Annotated in this window: 15 protein-coding genes; 8 read left to right on the plus strand and 7 right to left on the minus strand. The window is 63.2% G+C overall.

The window, feature by feature from the left end:
- Positions 1–62: 62 nt before the first annotated feature.
- Both ABID16_RS00815 and ABID16_RS00820 read left to right on the plus strand, forming a co-directional pair.
- A complete protein-coding gene (locus ABID16_RS00815; RefSeq protein ID WP_354554225.1) occupies positions 63–848 on the plus strand; it encodes a ThuA domain-containing protein in 786 nt (261 codons plus the stop codon).
- An 18-nt stretch (positions 849–866) separates the two neighbouring features.
- Positions 867–1,931 carry a Gfo/Idh/MocA family protein gene (locus tag ABID16_RS00820; protein WP_354555868.1) on the plus strand — a complete coding sequence of 355 codons (1,065 nt, stop codon included), beginning with the start codon at positions 867–869 and terminating at the stop codon, positions 1,929–1,931.
- 170 nt (positions 1,932–2,101) lie between these two features.
- On the opposite strand, the gene ABID16_RS00825 is transcribed toward ABID16_RS00820, so the two are convergent.
- The 4 genes from ABID16_RS00825 to ABID16_RS00840 form a co-directional block, all read right to left on the minus strand.
- The gene (locus tag ABID16_RS00825; RefSeq protein ID WP_354554228.1) at positions 2,102–3,133 is read right to left on the minus strand and encodes an NAD(P)-dependent alcohol dehydrogenase; all 1,032 of its coding nucleotides are present in this window, start codon (positions 3,131–3,133) and stop codon (positions 2,102–2,104) included.
- The gene (locus ABID16_RS00830; protein ID WP_354554230.1) at positions 3,133–4,272 is read right to left on the minus strand and encodes an acyl-CoA dehydrogenase family protein; all 1,140 of its coding nucleotides are present in this window, start codon (positions 4,270–4,272) and stop codon (positions 3,133–3,135) included. The genes ABID16_RS00825 and ABID16_RS00830 overlap by 1 nt, the downstream gene beginning before the upstream one ends.
- Positions 4,273–4,286: 14 nt before the next feature.
- Positions 4,287–5,483, minus strand: coding sequence for an acyl-CoA dehydrogenase family protein (locus ABID16_RS00835; protein ID WP_354554232.1), 1,197 nt, complete (start codon positions 5,481–5,483; stop codon positions 4,287–4,289).
- 94 nt (positions 5,484–5,577) lie between these two features.
- The gene (locus ABID16_RS00840; RefSeq protein WP_354554234.1) at positions 5,578–6,273 is read right to left on the minus strand and encodes a TetR/AcrR family transcriptional regulator; all 696 of its coding nucleotides are present in this window, start codon (positions 6,271–6,273) and stop codon (positions 5,578–5,580) included.
- A 222-nt stretch (positions 6,274–6,495) separates the two neighbouring features.
- Here ABID16_RS00840 and ABID16_RS00845 point away from each other — a divergent pair, with 222 nt between their 5' ends.
- The 5 genes from ABID16_RS00845 (at position 6,496) to ABID16_RS00865 (ending at position 12,489) form a co-directional block, all read left to right on the plus strand.
- Positions 6,496–6,747 carry an acyl carrier protein gene (locus ABID16_RS00845; RefSeq protein ID WP_354554236.1) on the plus strand — a complete coding sequence of 84 codons (252 nt, stop codon included), beginning with the start codon at positions 6,496–6,498 and terminating at the stop codon, positions 6,745–6,747.
- Positions 6,747–7,928, plus strand: a complete 1,182-nt coding sequence (locus ABID16_RS00850) for an acyl-CoA dehydrogenase family protein (protein ID WP_354554237.1) — start codon at positions 6,747–6,749, stop codon at positions 7,926–7,928. The genes ABID16_RS00845 and ABID16_RS00850 overlap by 1 nt, the downstream gene beginning before the upstream one ends.
- A 4-nt stretch (positions 7,929–7,932) precedes the next feature.
- Positions 7,933–8,841 carry an amino acid--[acyl-carrier-protein] ligase gene (locus ABID16_RS00855; RefSeq protein WP_354554239.1) on the plus strand — a complete coding sequence of 303 codons (909 nt, stop codon included), beginning with the start codon at positions 7,933–7,935 and terminating at the stop codon, positions 8,839–8,841.
- A 4-nt stretch (positions 8,842–8,845) separates the two neighbouring features.
- Positions 8,846–9,805 carry a DUF1839 family protein gene (locus tag ABID16_RS00860; RefSeq protein ID WP_354554241.1) on the plus strand — a complete coding sequence of 320 codons (960 nt, stop codon included), beginning with the start codon at positions 8,846–8,848 and terminating at the stop codon, positions 9,803–9,805.
- 251 nt (positions 9,806–10,056) lie between these two features.
- Positions 10,057–12,489, plus strand: a complete 2,433-nt coding sequence (locus ABID16_RS00865) for a glycosyl hydrolase 2 galactose-binding domain-containing protein (protein ID WP_354554244.1) — start codon at positions 10,057–10,059, stop codon at positions 12,487–12,489.
- 121 nt (positions 12,490–12,610) lie between these two features.
- Here the strand turns inward: ABID16_RS00865 and ABID16_RS00870 are convergent, their stop codons facing one another.
- The 3 genes from ABID16_RS00870 to ABID16_RS00880 form a co-directional block, all read right to left on the minus strand.
- Complete coding sequence (locus tag ABID16_RS00870; RefSeq protein WP_354554246.1) at positions 12,611–14,395, minus strand: alpha/beta fold hydrolase; 1,785 nt, start codon at positions 14,393–14,395, stop codon at positions 12,611–12,613.
- Positions 14,392–15,924 (minus strand): lipopolysaccharide biosynthesis protein, encoded by a 1,533-nt coding sequence (locus ABID16_RS00875; protein ID WP_354554251.1) that lies wholly within the window; start codon positions 15,922–15,924, stop codon positions 14,392–14,394. The genes ABID16_RS00870 and ABID16_RS00875 overlap by 4 nt, the downstream gene beginning before the upstream one ends.
- Positions 15,925–16,035: 111 nt before the next feature.
- Complete coding sequence (locus ABID16_RS00880) at positions 16,036–16,920, minus strand: glycosyltransferase family 2 protein (RefSeq protein ID WP_354554255.1); 885 nt, start codon at positions 16,918–16,920, stop codon at positions 16,036–16,038.
- 190 nt (positions 16,921–17,110) lie between these two features.
- On the opposite strand from ABID16_RS00880, the gene ABID16_RS00885 reads away from it, so the two are divergent.
- Positions 17,111–19,126: a GumC family protein gene (locus tag ABID16_RS00885; protein ID WP_354554259.1), complete on the plus strand. Its 2,016-nt coding sequence runs from the start codon at positions 17,111–17,113 to the stop codon at positions 19,124–19,126.
- Positions 19,127–19,128: the final 2 nt, after the last annotated feature.

Here is a 19,128-nt window from a genome sequence, read left to right on the forward strand (position 1 = left end):
TTTCCTTGTGCCGCGTCGTTTCTCTTGGCACAGTCCAGCAAATCAAATTCAGGGAGGAAGTCATGACCATCCGCGTCACCGTATGGGGCGAGAACGTCCACGAGCAGAAGAGCGAAGTTGTCCGGGGCATCTATCCGGACGGCATGCATAATTGCATCGCGTCTGCGTTGAACAAGAACGAGGGAATTCAAGCCTCTTCCGTTGTTCTGCAGGATGCCGAGCATGGCATGACGGCGGAGCGGCTGGCGGAGACCGATGTGCTCGTCTGGTGGGGCCATGCGGCGCATGGGCAGGTGGACGATGCCATTGTCGAGCGTGTCTGCGAGGCTGTCTGGTCTGGCATGGGCATGATCTTCCTGCATTCGGCACATTTTTCGAAGCCGTTCAAGCGGCTGATGGGTGCGCCGTGCAATCTCACCTGGCGGGAGGCGGGCGAGCGCGAGCGGCTGTGGGTGACCTCGCGCAACCATCCGATCACGGCGGGTCTGCCGGATCATTTCGAGCTTGAGAACGAGGAAATGTATGGCGAGCCCTTCGGCGTGCCGGAGCCGCTGGAGACGGTGTTCGTCAGCTGGTTCCAGGGCGGGGAGGTGTTCCGCTCAGGCCTCACCTACAAGCGCGGTGCGGGCAATGTCTTCTACTTCCGCCCCGGCCACGAGACCTATCCGACCTATCACGATGCGAACGTCCAGACCGTCATCCGCAATGCGGTGAAGTGGGCCTATAACCCGATGGCGCGTGTCGCCAAGCCGACCGATGCGCCGAACGTGCCGGTCGACAGGGCGCCGGAAAAGATCGAGGAGCGCGGCCCGAAGCTGCACATGGCCGGCCAGCAGGGCCTGCGGTAAGGAGTGCCGGACATGACGATCAGACTTCTCATTCTCGGCACCGGGGGCATGGCCAACAATCACGCCGAGGCCTTCAAGGCAATTGACGGTGTGGAAATCGTTGGCGGCGTCGATACGCGGCCGGTGCAGCTTGAGGCCTTCTGCGACAAGCACCAGATCGAGCACCGTTTCGCCACGCTCGATGAAGCCATCGCCTGGGGCGAATTCGATGCCGCCACCAACGTGACGCCGGATTCGGCGCATTACGCGACCACGCTGGCGCTGCTCAAGGCCGGCAAGCATGTCTTGTGCGAAAAGCCGCTCTCGACCGATTATGCCAAGGCGAAAGACATGGCGGATGCGGCGAAGGCTGCGGGCGTCGTCAACATGGTCAACCTCTCCTACCGCAACGGGGCAGCCCTTCAGCGCGCCGCCGAGATGGTGGCGAAGGGCATGATCGGTCCCGTCCGCCATTTCGAGGCGCAGTATCTGCAAAGCTGGCTGACGCAGGCGGCCTGGGGCGACTGGCGCACCGAGCCGCAATGGCTGTGGCGGCTCTCCTCGAAGCATGGCTCGAAGGGCGTGCTTGGCGATGTCGGCATTCATATTCTCGACTATGCGACCTACATCGCGGGCAGCTTCCCGACTTCGATTTCCGGCCGTCTCAAGACTTTCGAGAAGGCGGAAGGCAACCGGATCGGCGAGTACGATCTGGACGTGAACGACAGTTTCGTCTGCCATCTGGAGCTGGCCAACGGCGCGATGGGCACGATCACCGCCACACGCTTTGCCTCGGGCCATCACAACGACCTGAAGCTTTCCATCTACGGCGATGGGGGCGGGCTGGAAGTGCGCTACATCCAGAATGAGAGCAAGCTCCTCGCCTGCCTCGGCTCGCAGGACATGGCGACGCAGACATGGCGGGAAATCGAGACGCCGGCGGTGAAGAGGGTCTATGAGGTCTTCATCGATGCCATCAACGGCAACGGGCCGATGATCCCGGATTTCGAGCGGGGTGCGGCCTTGCAGTTCCTGCTGGATGCGGCGGAAGAGTCGGATCGGCAGAAGGGTGCGAGTGTCGAAGTCACGCTCGGACGGGCGTGAGGTTCGGCCCTGCGGGCCGCCCCTCATCTGTCCTTCGGACATCTTCTCCCCGCTGGGGAGAAGGGGGAGACTGCCGCAGCGTCGCGGGTCCGCCTCTCCCCTTGGGGAGAGGGTCGCCGAGCGAAGCGGAGGCGGGGTGAGGGGGCTTCTGGCTCCCTCCTATCCGTGTTTCACAACACGATCTGCAATTTCACGTCCGTCGGCCTCGCCTCCACGGCGCGATCGAATGCGGCGACCGAATCCCTGAACGCGAAGGTCTCCGTGATCAGCGGCTTCAAATCGATCTTGCCCGACGCGATCAGCGCAATCGCCCGGTCATAGACATTGGCGTAGCGGAAGATTGTCCTCAGCGTTGCTTCCTTTGCCTGCAACCCGACGATGTCGACCGGGACCGGATCGACCGGCATGCCGACCATGATGCAGGTGCCGCCCGGCGCCACGACATTGGCGACATCGAGGACGGCGGGGGCCGCGCCCGAGGCTTCGAAGACGATATCCGCGCCCCAGCCTTCCGTAGTCGCGCGGACGTAGTCGAGAAGCTTCGTGTTGCGGACATTGACCGTCTCGACGCCCGGATATTTCCCGATGATGTCGAGCTTCGGCTGGGCGACATCGGAGACGATGACGCGCGAGCAGCCGCCGGCGAGTGCGGAGAGCGCGGTGATCATGCCGATGGGACCGGCGCCCATGACGACGGCGGTGTCGCCCGGCTTGATGCCGGCCTTGAGTGCGGCCTGAATGCCCACGGCAAGAGGCTCGACCATCGCGCCTTCGGCAAAGCTGACATTGTCCGGCAGCTTGAAGGTGAAGGCGGCGGGATGGACGACTTCGGGCGTCAGGCAACCGTTGACCGGCGGCGTTGCCCAGAAGCGGACGGCGGGATCGACATTGTACATGCCGAGCCGCATGGCCTTGGAATTCAGATCCGGAATGCCCGGCTCCATGCAGACCCGGTCGCCAATCTTGAGATGCGTGACTTCCGTGCCGACGGCGGTCACGGTGCCTGCCGCCTCGTGGCCCAGGATCATCGGCTCCTTCACAACGAAGGGGCCGATCTTGCCGTGGGTGTAGTAATGCACGTCCGAGCCGCAGATGCCGACCGTGTGGATCGCGATGCGAACGTCATGCGGGCCCAACTCGAGGCTGACGGGATAATCCCGGAGGCTCAATCGGCCCTTTTCTTCCAGTACCAACGCCTGCACTAAGCTGCTTCCTTCGACAGAGCCACATACCGGGCGATGTGGTAGTCCACGTCGCCGAACATGTGGTCTATCATCACCAGCCGTTTGGCGAAATGACCGACGGCATATTCCCAGGTCATGGCGATGCCGCCATGCATCTGGATGGCTTCTTCGGCCACCAGCCGGCCGATTTTTCCGGCAAGCGTCTTGGCGGCGGAGACGGCCATTTCGCGTTCGACGCGGGAGCCATCGAAGCGGCCGGCGGCGTTGATGACGGACGAGCGGGCCTGTTCGATTTCCAGGAGCACGGTTGCCATGCGGTGTTGCAGCGCCTGGAACTTGCCGATGACGACGCCGAACTGCTTGCGGGTCTTCAAGTATTCGATGGTCATGTCGCGGGCGACTTCCATAGCGCCGATGGCCTCGGAGGCAAGTGCGAGATTGGCGCGGGCGATAACCTTCTCGATGGCCGGCCAAGCCTTGGCTTCGCCGCCCAGAAGGGCATCCGCGCCCACCGTCACATTGTCGAGACGGATTTCGGCGGCGTGGAGGCCGTCGATGGAAGGGTAGGACGTCCGGGAGAGGCCGGCGGCATCGCCGGGCACGAGGAAGAGCGAGAGGCCGTCTTCGTCCCAGGCAGCACCCGAGGAGCGGGCAGAGACGACGAGCAGATCGGCTGCACCACCATTCAGCACCACGGCCTTTGCGCCGTTGAGCACATAGCCGTCGCCCGATTTCTTGGCGGTGGTTTCGACATGGCTGGCGTCGTAGCGGCTTTTGGGTTCGCCATGGGCGAATGCGAGCTGCTTCGTGCCGGCAATAACCTCTTCGATGACGGCCTTCTGGTCCGCATTGCCGAGTTCGGCAATCAGCCCGCCGCCGAGGATGGCGGTGGCGAGGAAGGGTTCGTTGACGAGGCCGCGCCCGAGTTCCTCGAAGAGAACCGTGACGTCGAAGGCCGCGCCGCCAAAGCCGCCGTCGTCTTCGGAGAAGAGTGCGCCAATGGCGCCGAGTTCAGCAAATTGCGCCCATTTCTCCGCGCTGAAGCCGAGATCGGTCCGGGCTGCCTTGTTGCGGGCGTCCAGCGTGTGGGTGTCGGCGATGAGGCGCGCGACGCTGTCCTTGAAGAGCTGGCGTTCTTCCGTGTGGGTGAAGTTCATTTGCCTTGCTCCCCTTACAGTCCCATGACCGTTTTCGAGATGATGCCGCGCTGGATTTCGTTCGAGCCGCCGAAGATGCTGATCTTGCGGTTGTTGAAGTAATCCGGCGCGACGCCGAGGGCATAATCGGGGCCGATGGGCTCGCCGTTATAGCCTTCCTCCAGCGCTTCGGAGACAAAGGGCATGGCATAAGGCCCGATGGCGCGGCGGGCGAGGTCGTTGATCGCCTGGCGGATTTCCGTGCCCTTGATCTTCAGCATGGAGGAGATCGAACCGGCGGAGGCGGCGGCATCCGGAGAGGAGAGGACGCGCAGGTTCGTGGTGGAGAGCGCGTCGAGTTCCATTTCCACCTGCGCGACGCGGGCGGCGAAATAGGGGTCGTCGGAGAGCGGCACGCCACGCACCGTCTCGGCCTTCGCTATGCGTTTCACCTCGGCAAGTGCGGCCTTGGAGGGGCCGATGCCTGCAATGTTGGTCCGCTCGTGGGTGAGGAGATACTTGGCATAGGTCCAGCCCTTGTTCTCCTCGCCGATCAGGTTTTCGGCCGGCACGCGGACATTGTCGAAGAAGACTTCGTTGACCTCATGCGTGCCTTCCAGAAGGATGATCGGGCGCACCGTGATGCCGGGGCTCTTCATATCGACCAGAATGAAGGAAATGCCTTCCTGCGGCTTGCCTTCCGTTCCGGTGCGGACAAGGCAGAAGATCATGTCGGCATATTGCGCGAGCGTCGTCCAGGTCTTCTGGCCGTTGAGGACATAATGGTCGCCGTCGCGCACGGCGCGGGTCTTGAGCGAGGCAAGGTCGGAGCCGGCGCCGGGTTCGGAGTATCCCTGGCACCACCAGTCGGTGCCGTCGAGAATGCGCGGCAGGTAATGCGCCTTCTGCGCGTCCGAGCCGAATTTCATCAGCACGGGGGCAAGCATCTTGAGGCCGAAGGGGATGATGCGCGGCGCACAGGCGGCAGACGCCTCGTCATCGAATATCTGCTGCTGGACCGGCGTCCAGTCGGCCCCGCCATACTGTTTCGGCCAGTCCTGAGCCAGCCAGCCACGCCTATTGAGCGTCGCGTGCCAGCCGACCATGTCTTCCTTGGTCAGCGTCTTGTTGTGGCGCACCTTGTCGGCGAGCTGCGGTGACAGCTCTGCCTTGAGGAAGTCGCGGACTTCGGCCTGAAAGGCGAGGTCTTCGGGCGAAAAACTCAAGTCCATGACGATTCTCCTCAATCGAATTCGATGGCGACGACCGCGCCCCTCCCTGGACGTTCATTCGGTCGTCATGGTTGCCGGCAGGCGCGTGCGGGTCTTAGCGCCCTGCCTCAATTCCAAGACCCGCCAGCGCGAAATTCGTGCATTGGCGGGCGATATTTCTGCGGTCGTGCGCCGTTTCGCCGGGGCGTGGCTTGTACCAGAAGATCGGCGAGTTCAGCGTCATGAACATGAGCTGGCGCGCAATGCCGAGATCGTCGTAACCGATCGCGCCATCGGCGGCGGCCTCTTCCATCACGGTGCGGAACAGTTCGGAATAGCGGTGGCGCGAGTCGATCAGCGCATTCAGCCGCTCGCGCTGCTCGGGCGTGGTCGAACCGCGCACATGGATCTCGACGCCCTGCCAGACGGAATGCTGGTAGGCTTGCGTTTCGATCATCGACAGGCAATGGGCAAAGGCCATGTGGCTCAGCCGCTTCACCGCGGACGCTTCCATTTTCAGGCAGGGATCGACGACGGCGTAGTTGAACTGCATCCCGACTTCGGCCACTGCGAAGAACAGATCGGCCTTGGAGGCGAAGAAGTGATAGATGCGGCCCTTCGTAGAGCCAAGCTTGCGCGCGACGTCGTCTATGCTGGTCGAGGCATAGCCGCGCGCCATGAAACATTGCGCCGCCATGTTGAGAATATCGATCTGACCTTCTTCGACCAGGCCCGCCGGAATGGCGCCCAAAGCTGGAACGTCGCCGGCGCTCGCCTCGACAGTGCCTTGTGGGGACGCATTGGCGCTCATGCGGTTCCGTTCTCTCCGGTTCTGCGCCGCGTTCACATGTAACGGCCTTGGTGAAAATTAGACATACTACCGAGTATGTTGTCAAGCGGTCCTGTTTTGGGACACACCCGCAGGTTAAGGATTTTTTGTCCATATTCTTTAGGTCGATCTTATCCCGCCTATGGTTTTCTTGCCCCATCGAAAAAAGATGCTCTCGCTATCTGTTCTGCGAAGGAGAAGAAGATGAAGGACAAGATCAGGGAACTTTTGGGCAAGCTCGGCGGCCTGCCTGTGGCGGTCGACACGCTCGCGGATGGCGCGGATCTCTACGCGGCCGGCCTTTCTTCCTTTGCGTCCGTGCAGCTGATGCTCGGCATCGAAGATGCCTTCGACATCGAATTTCCGGATCACCTGCTGAACCGCAAGTCGTTCGCTTCGATTGACGCGATTGCCGAAACCGTTGCCGCGATTGTCGAGGGCAGGGAGGCTGCGTGATGAACATGATGTCTGAAATTCGCGGCGCCGGGCTCGTCGAGCGCGCCCGCGAAGTCGCCGCCATTGCCGCAAAACACGCAGACGCCGTCGACAAGGAAGGCCGCTTCCCGCACGAAGCCGTTGCCGCCATGAAGTCGGCGCGCCTGTTCGGCATCCAGGTTCCGATCCTTCTGGGCGGCGAGGGCGCCACCATTGCGGAGATCGCCGAAGTCTGCTCGATCATCGCGCAGGAATGCGCCTCGTCGGCGATGATCTTCGCCATGCATCACATCAAGCTGTCTAGCTGCGTCTCGCACGGCATGGGCGATGAATGGCATGAAGCCTTCATGCATCGCATCGTGCGCGAACAGCTGCTGCTCGGCTCGGCCACAACGGAGGCCGGCATCGGCGGCAACCTGCGCAATTCGATCTGCGCCATCGAGGTCGATGGCGACATCTGCCGCCTGACCAAGGAAGCGACCGTCATTTCATATGGCAAGCAGGCTGACGCGATCCTCATCACATCCCGTTCGCACAAGGAGGCTGCCTCGACCGACCAGGTCATGACCGTGTTCCTGAAGGACCAGTACACGCTCGAACAGACCCATGTCTGGGATACGATGGGCATGCGCGGCACCTGCTCGGATGGCTTCCTCTTCAAGGCGGAAGCGCCGAGCGTGCAGATCCTGCCGAAGCCGTTCGCGGAAATCGCCGCCGAGTCGATGCTGGCCACCTGCCACCTTCTCTGGTCGGCCACCTGGTATGGCATTGCGCTCAATGCCGTGACCCGCGCGCAGGCTTTCGTTCGTGCTGCCGCCCGCGCCAACCCCGGCACCACGCCTCCCGGCGCGCTGCGTCTGGCGGAGGCCACTGCCGAACTGCATCTGATCAAGTCCAACGTCATTGCCGGCATCGAGCGCTTCGAAGCCGCCAAGGAAGACCCGGCGCAGCTTTCGTCGATGGGTTTTGCGGTGGCGATGAACAACGTCAAGATCGCGACCTCGCAGATGATCCTTTCGGTCATCAACCAGGCCATGATCATCTGTGGCATTGCCGGCTACAAGAACGGCACGCCCTACAGCGTCGGCCGCCACCTGCGCGACGCGCATTCGGCCCAGCTGATGATTTCCAACGAACGCATCCTGTCGAACACCGCGACGATGCTGACTGTCCATAAACTCGACACGAGCCTGATGGGATAATGTGATGGATATGCAAGTGACTTTCCTCGACCGTCTTTTTGACAGCGGTCTTCTCATCGACACCGGCGTTGAAGGCCTTTACGCCCGCTCCGGCACGTTCGAAGATGTCATCACCGGCTTTGAGCGCCTGATCGACAAGTTTTCCGGCGAAACGGGTGCCGAAGTCATCCGCTTCCCCCCCGGCATGAACCGCAGCTATTTCGAAGGCTCGGGCTACATGAAGAACTTTCCGCAGCTGGCGGGCACGGTTCACTGTTTCTGCGGCGACGATCTGGCGCATGCCGATCTCATCCAGTGCATGGCAGCGGGCGAAGACTGGACCGGCGGCCAGAAGGCCTCTGACATCGTGCTGACGCCTGCTGCCTGCTATCCGCTCTATCCGATCGTCGCCAAGCGCGGCAATCTGGGGCCAAGCGGCGGTCTCTTCAACATCCAGTCCTATTGCTTCCGCCATGAGCCGTCGATGGACCCGGCCCGAATGCAGCTCTTCCGCATGCGCGAGTTCGTCCGCATGGGCAAGCCGGCCGACGTCATGGCCTTCCGCCAGGAATGGATGGAAAAGGGCAAGGAACTGATGGCGCAGGTGGCGCTGCCGGTCGATATCGATGTCGCCAACGACCCGTTCTTCGGCCGCGCCGGCCGCCTGATGAAGAACAACCAGCGCGACCAGAACCTGAAGTTCGAACTGCTCATCCCGATCACCTCTGTTTCCAAGCCGACGGCCTGCATGAGCTTCAACTATCATCAGGATCATTTCGGCAAGACCTGGGACCTGAAGACCGTGGACGGCGAAACCGCACATACGGCCTGCGTCGGCTTCGGTCTGGAGCGCATCGCGCTCGCACTCTTCCACCACCACGGTCTCGATCCCAAGCTGTGGCCGAGTGAGGTCCGCGACGCCCTCTTCGGGTGATCCGATGACGGGCATTCTGAACGTCACGCCCAACGGTTATCAGCCGCATGCGCTCCATTCCCCGGAGCGCATGTGGCCTGAAACCAATTGCTATACCGATCTCTGGATCGAACTGCTCGCCGCCCAGGGGCTTGCGCCGCAATCCATGCTGGCCTTCACGCTCACCCAGGATTTCGAAGGCGACCAGATGACCTTTTTCAAGGTTCCGCTGGAAGACCTTGAAACGCTTTACGGAATTGTCGTTACCGAACTCGCCATCTACGACCGTGTCGAGATGCATGTCGCCGAGCAGGCGGCGCGCGGACGAATCTGCCTTGTCGAGATGGACAGCTTCTACATGCCCGACACACAGGGCGTGGCTTATAAGCTCGAGCACGGCAAGACGACGGTTGCGATCAACCGGATGGATCTCGAGCACAAGGAACTTGACTATTTCCACAATGCCGGCTTCTTCCATCTGGCGGGCGAGGATTTCGACGGGCTGTTCCAGATGAATGCGGGCGAGGGCGCGCTGCCTTTCCTGCCCTATACCGAATTCGTCAAGCTGCCGGATTTCTATCCGGAAGAGCGGGAATTGCGCGAGGAGGCGCTGTCGCTCGGCCAGTATCACTACGACCGCCGGCCGGCCGAAAACCCGATCGCCGCCTTTTCCGCGATCTTCCCCGAGGCCGCCGCGAAGGTCGCCGAACGCCCCTTCGGCTTCTTCCACAAATATGCGTTCAATACGCTCAGACAGGCGGGCGCGAATTTCGAGCTTTGCGGCAGCTATTTCGAATGGCTTGGGCCGGAGTTTGCGGAGCCGGCGGCGCATGCAATGCGGATTTCCGAAGTGATGAAATCGGCCCAGTTCCAGCTGGCGCGCGCGGTGACACGGAAGAAGTTCGAGCCGCTGACGGGCGCGCTGGAGCCTGCGGCTGAGGCCTGGGAGAAATTGATGGAGAGTGCGGGCAGGGCGCTGGGGTGAGGCGCCCACCAATCTCCCCGTTGTGGGGGAGATGGATGGAGTGGGGCGCCACAAACTGTCCGTCATGCCGGACTTGATCCGGCATACAGCCAGCCCGCGTCTGCGGGCTGAAAGGACTCTAAGAAAAGAGTCTTCTGCGCGAAGGACTTCGCGCGCTGGATCCCGGATCAAGTCCGGGATGACGATAAGAAGGGTGGTCGCGAGTCCGTTTCCATTCGCCGTCGCTGGGTGATTATAAACTGAGAAAGACGATGACAAACCACGCCGCCCCATCCGCCCAACCGACGATCTGCCGTCTGTCAGAAGGCTGGGTGATGGAGTTGACTGCGCCGGGCGCGTTTGCCTCTCCGAGTGACATAACGGCAGTCGAGGACTTCATCCCCGCCTTCGTGCCCGGCACGGTGGCGCAGGCGCTGGAGGCGGTGGGGCGGTTTGACCGAGCCCATCCGATGCCGCTCGATGATCGCGACGCGTGGTATGTTCTGCGCCTTGACGAGGAGCCGGGCGATGCTGTTCTCCGCTTTGAGGGGCTGGCCACCGTGGCCGAGGTCTGGCTCAACGGCGACCGGGTACTTGTCAGTCAAAGCATGTATTTGAGCCATGACGTTGCCGTGCATCTTCAGGGCGACGACCGGCTGGCGATCTGCTTTCGGGCGCTGGGGCCGCTGCTCAACAAGAAGGGCCCGCGCGCGCGCTGGCGGCCGCAGATGATCACGCCGCCCGGGGTGCGGCTGTTCCGCACGACCACACTCGGGCGCATGCCGGGTTGGTGCCCCGAGGTGCACGCGGTCGGGCCATGGCGGCCAATCTCGGTTATTCGACAGGCGAAGGATCAGCCCGGCGAGGCAAGGATTTCGGCGCGGCTGGATGGACAGGGCTGCGGGCATCTCGCCGTGCGGATCGATCATGCCGAGGGGGCAACAGTCTCCTGCGCCGGAGCGTCCGCCAAGGTGGTGAATGGATCCGCCGTGCTGGTGTTGCCGGGCGTCGAAGCGTGGTGGCCGCGAACGCATGGCAAGCCGGTCCTGCATGACGTGACGCTTGAGTGGCAGGACCAGCACATCGTCCTCGGGCGCACCGGCTTCCGCCAGATCGAAGTGGATCGCGATGCGGACGGACAGGGCTTCGGGTTGAAGGTCAACGGCGTCCCGGTCTTCTGCCGGGGGGCGGTGTGGACCACGGCAGATATCGTCAGCCTGCCCGGCGGGCGCGAGGAATACCGGCCGTGGCTTGAAAAGGCGGCGAGCGCCAACATGAACATGATCCGCATCGGCGGGACCATGGCCTATGAGAGCGCAGAGTTCTTCAAGCTTTGCGACGAACTCGGCCTCATGGTCTGGCAAGAGCTGATGCTGGCCAATTTCGATTATCCGGCCAGCGACGAGACTTGGCTTGCCGATCTGAAACAGGAGGTCGCGCAACTGCTCGACCGGACTTCCGCCTCGCCATCGCTCACGGTCGTTTGTGGCGGCTCGGAAGTCTATCAGCAGGCGGCCATGCTGGGCCTGCCGGAGAGCGTCTACAAATCGGACCTGACCGAGACGACCCTGCATGAACTCGTTCGCGAACATCGCCCGGATTGCGTCTGGGTTCCCAATTCGCCCTGCGGCGGGGCGATGCCGTTTTCGCCGAATTCGGGCGTCACGCATTACTATGGCGTCGGGGCCTATATGCGGCCGCTCGAAGATGCCCGGCGCGCCAATGTCCGCTTCGCCACTGAGAGCCTTGCCTTCGCACATGTGCCGGAGCAGAGGACGCTCGACAAGCATCTGCCTGTGGCTCCGGTCCATGATCCGCGCTGGAAGGCGCGGGTCCCGCGTGACCGGGGAGCAAGCTGGGATTTCGAAGATGTGCGGGATTTCTATCTGAAGCTCCTTTACGACATAGAGCCGGAAAGGCTGCGGCGGGAACACCCCGGCCTCTATCTCGATCTGTCTCGTGCCGTGACGGGAGAGGTGATCGAGACGACCTTTGCCGAATGGCGGCGGGCGGGTTCGTCCTGCCGCGGCGCTCTCACCTGGACTTTTCAGGACCTATTGCCTGGTCCCGGCTGGGGGCTGATCGATGCCACGGGCAGGCACAAGCCCGTCTGGCACGCCCTGCGCCGCGCTTTCCGTCGGCTGCAGGTCATGCTGGCCGATGAAGGGACGAATGGCGTCGATCTCCATGTCGTCAACGATTTCGGGGCAACGGCTGAGGTCACGGTCGAGCTGGTCTGCCTGCGCGACGGCGCGGTGCCGGTGGTGTCCGGCCGGCGCGATCTGACGCTGGAACCGCATTCAGTCTCGACGATTGCGGCGACCGAACTCTTTGGAGCCTTCTTCGATACGGCCTATGCCTTCCGCTTCGGCCCGCCTTCGCATGACGTGACGGTCGCCCGCCTGATCGACCGGGTGAGCGGCGGCGAGATTGCCAGCGCCTATCATTTCCCGCTGGGCCGTTCGGCGGCACGGCGCGATGTGACGTTCACGCTCGAGCTTGTCGAGTCAGATCAGGGCTTTGCGCTCGATGTCTCGACCGATCGTTTCGCGCAGAATGTGCAGATCGATGTTCCAGGATTCGAGGTCTCGGACAACTGGTTCCATCTTGCGCCGGGCAGAGCGCAGCGGATCTTGCTCAGCGGTGACGGCAAGCCATCCGGTGAGGTTAGACTTGCCGGTGGACGTTGTGTCTCAAGGTTCTGAGAGATTGAGTCCGGCTTGTGGGTCAAGCCGTTCTTCTTGAACCGGAAACGGGATCAGACCCACTTAAGCAGGCCGTCCGGGAAAAGCGGTGATGGCGGACCTGATTGCGATGGTGCACGGCCTAACGGTTCTTCGCGCCCGCTTCCAGCGCCACCTTCGCGATTTGCTCAAGCACCGTTTGCTGCGCCTGTGGGACGGTCACGTTGTGATCGCTGTCGCCGAGCGAGACGAAGCGCGCGTTTTCATAGCGACCGAGGCCGGAAAGATCGCTGCCGAAAACCATGCGGCTCTGCTCCAGACCCGGATCGTGCTGGCCATAGGCGAGCACGACGGGAAGCCTGCGTTCGGCCAGCGTCCGGAAGGCGGCATTGATCTCGGCCTTGAGACGGTTCCCCGCGGAGAGGTTGCCCAGCGCGGGCTCGATCTTGTTGTAGAGCTTGGCGGCGAACCCCCGGACGATGGCTGAACCAGCGGCCTTGAGGTTGACTTCGCCGCGCAGGATGCGGCGGAAGGTCTCCGGGTTCATGGCGCGCTTGGAATAGTCGCCGAGCGGCCGGGCGACGTTCTTCAGGGCATCCTCGACCGTCTTGGCCGGGTCCCACACAAAGGCGTAGGAGTTGACGACGACGATGCCGGCGGTAGCTTGCGGATGGGCAAGACCGGCCTGGAATGCATGGTAGCCGCCGCTGCAGCGGCCGGCCAGAACCACCTGCTTGCCCGTGAGCGCCTTCAGCTCTTCAAGAGCGACACCGACGTCGCGGTCGAGGCTTTGCGAATAGAGCATCTGCGCCGGATCGCCGGAAATGGCGGGACTGTCGGCAATGCCGGCTGCGTCGAAGCGCAGGCTGGCAATGCCCCGCCTTGCCAGTTCCCTGGCGATGTGCACGCCGGAATTGGCCCAGGCGGAGGCGCGGTCGTAACTCGTGCTGACGAGCAGGACGGGCGCACCTCGCGCGTCTCCGATGGGCTGGCAGAGCGTGCCGACCAGACGGCCGCCGTCGCCGAAGCGATGGCCGGTCTCGCGATAGCCATCGCCGGTCAGGGGTGCTTGCAATGGAGACCCGGCAGGTGTCGCTGCCAATTCGACCGGTGCCATTTTGCGAACCCAGCGTGCGATCTCTGCAACGAGAGCCGGGGGCGTGCGCGAGATCAGCGGATTGACGACGAGGCCGTCGAAACCGTCATAGGGGAGACGGGAGACGGGGGCTCCGGCACTTTCCAGCGCATCGGCGAGAGCGCTGTCGCTGTCGCGGCCCGCACGGCAGACCGCCAGCACGGGCAGGGGGCGGGAAAGCGTCAGGTCTGTATCGCGCAGCTTGCGGATGGGCGCCGCGATCCCCTCGGGCATGGTCATGCCGGCAATCGTCAGGCCGCCCGTTTCGACATGCCCGGCATCAAGGCCGAGATCGGTGGCGATCATCTTCCACCAGAGCCCGGTTTCGCGAGCATAGATGCGGCCGGAGGTCACGGGGGCAAGAAGGGCAATGCCGCTGAGATTGTCGATACGGGCCCCGGCCAGCAGTGCGAGTGTCGCGCCGAGCCCGTGACCGAGAAGGATGATCTTCGAGGCGCCGGAAAGTCTTTGGGTCTCCCGCGCGGCTGCGGCAATCGCGCTCAGCCAGTCTTCCAGGCCGATCTCTGCCGGTGCTTCGGCGGAATCGCCGGTGCCGGGCAGGTCGAAGCGCAGGCTTGAAATGCCCTGACCCGCCAGTGCCTCGCAAATCTCCCGATAGAACTTGCGCACCGACATGTCTTCGAAGCCCCATGGGCTGACGAGAAGTGCTGCGGTGTCCGAGGGCGTGGCATGGAGAAGGGCAGGGGTGAAAATTCCGGCGAGGCGGTCGAAGCGGACGGGCATTCCGGAAACGGTGGAAGCAATCATGGTGCTGCTGCTATAGGCGTTCATGGCGTGTCAACCTGGCCCTGGCCGGGCGCTGCAAGATCGATGATGCGGACATAGAGCGGTCGCAGGCGCTGCGGCACCCGCACGGAAAGGCCGGCAAGCGTGGTCTTGTCGGCGGGGTCGACGGCCCGCATGAGGCGCAGCGCAGGCACGTAGACGAGTGCGCCGGCGACAATGCCGACCAGCACGCCCGCGACGCCCGGCAAAGCCTGCGTTGCCGCATAGGCCACTGCGGCCGTGACGAGGGCCGCCAGGGCAATGCGCAGGATGCGCAGGACGATACCGCTATTGTTGCCGGATTTCGGGATGAAGCGGATGATGAAGAGGCCCATCACGACATAGGTCACATTGCGCATCGCGGCAGCGCCTTCGCCACCCAGAAACGGAACCGCTGCGAAAAGTCCCAGAGCCATGGCGATCGACCCGACGATCGTCGTTCGCAGGCGGATATCCTGACGGTCCATGGCAAAGACATATTGGGTGCAGAGCTGCACGAACATGGCGGCGGGGACGCCGGCGGCGAGAATGGTCACGATAATGCCGGCCTCCCGGAAGGCGGGGCCGTAGATGCTGGTGACCAGCGGTTCGGCGACGGCGGCGAGACCGAAACTCATCGGCAGCGTCAGATAGGCAAAGTTGCGCATCACGGTGACGAGAAGGTCGGAGGACAGCTTACCGTTTTCCTCTGCGTGGGCCGCGTAATAGGGAACGAGGCTGCCGGTGAGCTGCATGGGCAGTTGCAGCGCCAGATTGGCAAGCGAGGTTGCGACCGCATAATAGCCGACCGCTTCGGAGGTGCGGAACTCCTGGAGAAAGACGATCTCGGGTCGTGTCAGGAACACGGCGGCGACGATAAACTCGATGATGATCAGGAAGGATGTGCTGGCAATCTGTTTCGGCTGCATGCCGCAGCTGTCAGGCTTGGTGCGCAGCACGTTGAACGTTGTCAGGAAAAGCGGGATCTGGCCGAGCGCATAGCCGGCCAGCGCGCCCTCGACGCCCCAGTACCAGGCGCCGATGCCGACGCCTGCAACCTGCAGCACCGCGCTGACAGCGGAAACGCGAAAGAAGAAACCGAGCTGCTGTTCGCCGATCAGGAAGCTCTTGGCAAAGGAGGCCAGCGACTGGGTGATGAACAGCCCGCCTGTCAGCAGCGCGATGACCGGCGTCGAGGCCAGGCCGTGATCGGGGCCTTCGTAGTGGAGCCAGAGGGTAGACGCGACAGCAAGCCAGAGGGTTGCGGCCGTCACCGGCCAGGCAAGGAATGCGCCGAAACCTCGGCGGGCCTTGCTGTCATAACCGCGGGCGACCAGCTGCGGAAGGATGCGGAGCATGGAGATCCCGGTGCCGAGTTCCGCGATCAGCGAGCCGGTGACGACCATCCAGAGCGAAAAGGCGATCATGCCGTTCGCCTCCGGTCCCAGGAGGCGCGCGACCAGAACAGACGACGCGAATCCGGTCAGCAGCAGGGCCAACCCGGCCGCCGCGTTGAGAACCGAATTCTTCACGATGCCGCTGTTTACAGGTTTCATCTCAAGTCCAATGCCAGACACGGCTGTGCCATTCCGGGATTGACCCTAGGGTCAAAAGCTTAAGAGATACGATTGGCCGCCGCGCCGGTGCTGCGGAATTCAAGCCATGGTTTATCGCGACTTAAAATTGCGCCAGCCGTAGAGCCGGCCGCGCAGCATGGCCAGCGACCGGCGCGCGAGCGTCGGCTTCCCGGTTACCGTGTAGACGAGGAAGCCGGCGGCGGGACGCAGAAGCTCGGGCAGGAACTCGAAGAATGAATAGCCGTGGCGGCGCATGACGAAGCCCTTGCCCCGGCTATATCCGTACATCTTGGCGATGTGTGCGTCGGGATTGGCATTTGGCTGCTCTTCCGGGTGGAAGCCATAGAGTGCCCGGCGGAAATAGCCCTTCGCACCTTGGGACAGGCACCGCAGCACCAGATCCTGGCCCTCGCCGGAATTCCACGGTGTGCCGGATCCTGCGCCCAGATCCTCGTCGAAGCCGCCCGCCTTGCGGTAGGTCTCCGCACGGAAGACGATGACCCATTCGATCAGCACGTGCCAGATGTTGGCCCGCGAGATCTCAGCATCCTCGGCGACGAAGGAGACCATGATTTCCTTGCCGTCCTTGTTGAGTGATCGGCCGGAATAGATGTCTGCCGGTTCCGTCTCGATGAGCCGGCGCAGCGTCTTGAGAAAATCCGCCGGATACCAGCTGTCGTCGTCTGGAAAGAGGAGCCACTCGCCTGTCGCATGCCGCGCGCCGAGATTGCGGCCTCGATCGAGGCCTTTCTCCTTTGACCTGATGTGACGGATCGGGAAGCGGTCCTCATAGACCGCAAGGATCGGAACCAGCCGATCGTCGGCGTTCTGGTCGACCACGATCAGCTCGAAGCGGTTGTCGTCCTGCGCGCTCAGCGTGTCGAGCAACAGCCGCATTTCGACATCGCGGCCGAGTGTGGAGGCGACCATCGAGATGAGGGGAGGGTTGATATTTACAGAGGGTTCTTGCGGCATTTCCGGGTCCATATCGACGACATGGGCGCCACCATAAAGGCCTGCCGTTAAAGATTGGCTGCAGCGCCCTGCAACCGGAAAACATGGTGAATCGCGTCTCGCACGGATTGACCGATTGTTAATCATACTCTGGCAATTTCGCTCCCAGAGACCTTTGCTGATTGGTTGGTTAATCGGGATCGTATTGCGTATGGATATCGACATTTTTCAACTGCCGGGCATCTTGCGTCGCCGCTGGGCCTATCCGGCCGCGTCAACGGCGCTGTGCGGCGTTCTTGCCCTCGGATTCGCAACCCTTCAAACGCCGACCTATCGGGCCTCTGTCCAGCTGATCGTCGATCCCGCCGCGTTGCAGACGCCCGTGAGCGATCCCGCTGCGGCGGCTGGTGGCGGAGCGGCCGGCGCATCCGCGCAGGCCACGACCGACAGCCAGCTCTATGTCATGCAGTCTGCCGAAGTTGTCGGCCCCGTCGTCGACAAGCTCAATCTTCAAAATGATGACTGGCTGGCCGCGCCGCGTTCGGGCGGTCTTCTCGCGCGCCTCATCGGCGGCAAATCGCTGAGTGAAGCCGAGCGCCGTCGCGAAGCGATGGATTCGCTTGCTGACGACCTGTCGGTGGTTCGCGCCGACCAGTCGCTGGTCTTTTCCATCAATGCCAAGCATCCGAACGCCAAGATGGCAGCCGATATCGCCAACGCGACGGCAGACGCCTATCTCGCCCAGGTCGACAAGAGCCGGGCGGGCAGCACGCAGCGCATCGGCGATACCCTGAAGGATCAGGCGGCGGCACTTTCCGCCAAGCTGCAGAAGGCGCAAGCCGAAGTCGAGGCCTACAAGGCCGCGCATGGACTTTATTCGACGCCTGCCGGCGGGCTGGTCGCCGACCAGCAGCTTGAGGCGCTGAACCAGCAGCTGGCCGCAGCAAAGACCCGGGTCGAGCAGCAGAAGACGATTTACGACCAGGCCCAGAAGGTTACCATGGCCGATATCCAGGCCGGCGCGATCCCGGAGGCGCTGCAGTCCAACGCGCTTGTCAGCCTGCGCACGCGCTACGCGCAGCTTCTCGATTCGGAAGCGCAGCTTTCGGCCAATCTCGGCGAACAGCATCCGCAGCTGAAGGCGGCCCGCGCGCAGGCGGCCAGCATGCGCACGTCCATCACGTCGGAGCTGGACCGCATTCGCGCGTCGCTCAAGAACAACTATCAGCGCGCGGTTGGCGACCGGGACGCGCTGCAGGCGCGCTACAACGACATGCAGAAGGCGCTGGCGCAGACCAGCGATTCCCGCACGCGTCTGACGCAGCTGCAAAGCGAGGCGCAGGCCCTGAAGGACATGTATCAGAGCACGCTTGCCAGAGCCGAGGCGCTCGGCGGCAAGGCGGCACCCGATCCAACCTCCGCCCGCGTCATCTCTGCTGCGGTTCCGCCGGTCAAGCCTTCGGGCGCGCCAAAAATCCTGGTCCTGATTGCCGGGCTGCTGTTTGGTGCCGCCGCCGGCTCGGCGCTCGCCGTGCTGCGGGAAATGTTGAGCCAGGCAGGCACGCCCGGCGGCCCCGGTCGTCGCAGGCTTCAGCCCGAAACGGTTGCCAATACCTCTCAGCCGCCCGTGACACCGCCGGAGGTCGTGGCTCCCGGTCCTGTCACCAGGGCGCGCGTCAATTCCCCGGTCATCCGGACGGCGCCCGCCGCGCAGACCGAGATCGAACGCGCTGCGGAGACGATCCGCGCCCGTTTCGGTGAAAGTGGAGCCTCGCGGGCAGAAGTGATGTTCTATCCGGCCGCCGGCGTCGGGAACCTCGACGCTGTGATCCATGACGTGGCAACCACACTGATCGGCATGGGCTCGGTCGTGCTTCTCTCGGACGGCATGGAAGCCGTCGCAGAAGCACGCGCGCGCCTTGTTCGCCGCGGTCCGCGTGTGGCACTGGCAGCCCCCTCCGATCCGAAGGACGGCTCGCTTCGTTATCGTGCGGCGCCCGGAACCTCCCTCGTCCGCCGCGAAAACAACGGTCCGATCCTGCATCTGGCCAACGGGGCGGGTGACGCGGCAATCGCCATGCTGCCCGGCATCGTTGACCGTGCGGACGCCACCTTCATGGTTGTCACCGCCGATACGCCGGTCGAGGAAATCGAAAGCCTCATGCAGAGCCTGTCTCAGTGGGACGGCAAGCTTCTGGGCGCGATCGTGGTCGAGAGCCGAGGCTGAGC

The sequence above is a fragment of the Limnomicrobium aquaticum genome (genome assembly GCF_040545545.1).
Taxonomy (GTDB): domain Bacteria; phylum Pseudomonadota; class Alphaproteobacteria; order Rhizobiales; family Rhizobiaceae; genus Ensifer_A; species Ensifer_A aquaticum.